This is a genomic window from Mesorhizobium sp. M7A.F.Ca.CA.002.05.1.1, from assembly GCF_003998335.1.
GTDB lineage: Bacteria > Pseudomonadota > Alphaproteobacteria > Rhizobiales > Rhizobiaceae > Mesorhizobium.
Genome location: NZ_RZQI01001186.1, coordinates 1 through 1462 on the forward strand (window position 1 = coordinate 1; position 1462 = coordinate 1462).

General features: G+C 64.3%; 2 protein-coding genes. Both read left to right on the forward strand.

The annotated features are described in order from the left end of the window. The first annotated feature begins 41 nt into the window (after window positions 1-41). Window positions 42-155: a hypothetical protein gene (locus tag EN939_RS33935; RefSeq protein ID WP_245473274.1), complete on the forward strand. Its 114-nt coding sequence runs from the start codon at window positions 42-44 to the stop codon at window positions 153-155. 45 nt (window positions 156-200) lie between these two features. Further along, the gene (locus EN939_RS33940) at window positions 201-1367 is read left to right on the forward strand and encodes an ABC transporter substrate-binding protein (RefSeq protein WP_127271797.1); all 1167 of its coding nucleotides are present in this window, start codon (window positions 201-203) and stop codon (window positions 1365-1367) included. Window positions 1368-1462 lie beyond the last annotated feature (95 nt).

Sequence of the window (1462 nt, forward strand, 5' to 3'; positions counted from 1 at the left end):
ACCTGTGCGAGCGCATCGTCGTCATCGATCATGGCCGCGTCATCGCCGACGGCACGCCGGGCGACGTTCAGAAGAACCCTGCCGTGATCGCAGCCTATCTCGGCAGCCGCACGGCGCGCGCCAAGACCGAAACGCCTGAAAACCAGACCGCATGACCCGCAACGACAGCCAACCATAAGAAATCCAGAAGGAGAACCGACATGCCAAGCCTCTATCGCCTCCATCGCGCCGCTTTGTGCGCTGCCGTGTTCAGCATCGCCGCCATTTCGACGGCCAGCGCCGAAGAGATCATCATCGGTGCCGCGACCGCGCAGACCGGCGGCCTTGCCCCTTACGACCAGCCGGCACTTGCCGGCCTGCGCATGTCGCTCGACGAGCTCAACGCCAAGGGTGGCCTCGCTGGCAAATACACCGTCAAGCTTTTGATCAAGGACACGCGCTCCGATACCGCGCAGACTGCCACTGTCGCCCAGGAACTGATCGACGCCGGCGCCAAGATCATGATCACGCCGTGCGATGCCGATCCCTCGATTTCCGCCGGCCAGCTGACCCAGCCGCTTGGCATTCCGACCCTGACGCTGTGCGGCTCCGCCCCGGTGCTCACCGGCGCGGTCGGCGACGTCATGTTCGGCACCTATCCGGCCGACAATGTGCAGGCGACGGCGGTCGCCGACTTCGCCGTCTCGGAAGGCAAGAAGAAGGTGTTCCTGCTGACTTCGCCGGACTCCACCTACACCGCCAATCTGCCGGAATATTTCGGCAAGGTGTTCGAGAAGAAGGGCGGCGCCATTGTCGGCCGCGGCACCTTCAGCATGGGCCAGCCCGATTTTTCCGCCGAGATCACCAATATCAAGGGCCTAGCCGACAAGCCCGACCTGATCATGACGGCGGCCTATGAGCCGGATTTCCCGGCCTTCATCCAGCAATTGCGTGGCGCCGGCGTCACCATCCCGGTCTATGGCGCCGATGCCATCGGCACGCCGACCATCAAGGCGCTCGGCAAATTGGTCGACGGCGTCGTCTACACCGCGGCCGGCTATGCCGAGCCGGGCAGCAAGCTCGAGGCCTTCAATACCGCCTTCACCAAATATGCAGGCCACGCACCGGAATCGACCTATGAAGTCAATGGCTATGAGATCGGCCTGATCCTCGACCAGGCGGTCAAGACGGCCGGCTCCGACGACCCGAAAGCGATCCGCGACGCCATCGCCGGCCTTAAGGATTTCGAAGGCATCACCGGCAAGATCACCTATGCCGGCACCGATCGCATGCCGCTGCGGCCGGTGGCGCTGATGCGCTACGAGGGCGGCGAGGGCAAGCATGTCCAGACCCTGATCCCCGACGCTGCCGACGTTCCGGCGCCGTGATGTCATGCTGAGCGTCGAAGCCCTGAAAATCCGGTACGGCGAGGTCGAGGCGGTGCGCCGCGTTGACCTCACCGTCGGCAGCGGCGAGATCATCG

What these genes read in the sequence shown, in the direction of transcription:
- EN939_RS33940 (WP_127271797.1), top strand. Translation starts at nt 201, where the DNA reads ATGCCAAGCCTCTATCGCCTCCATCGCGCCGCTTTGTGCGCTGCCGTG.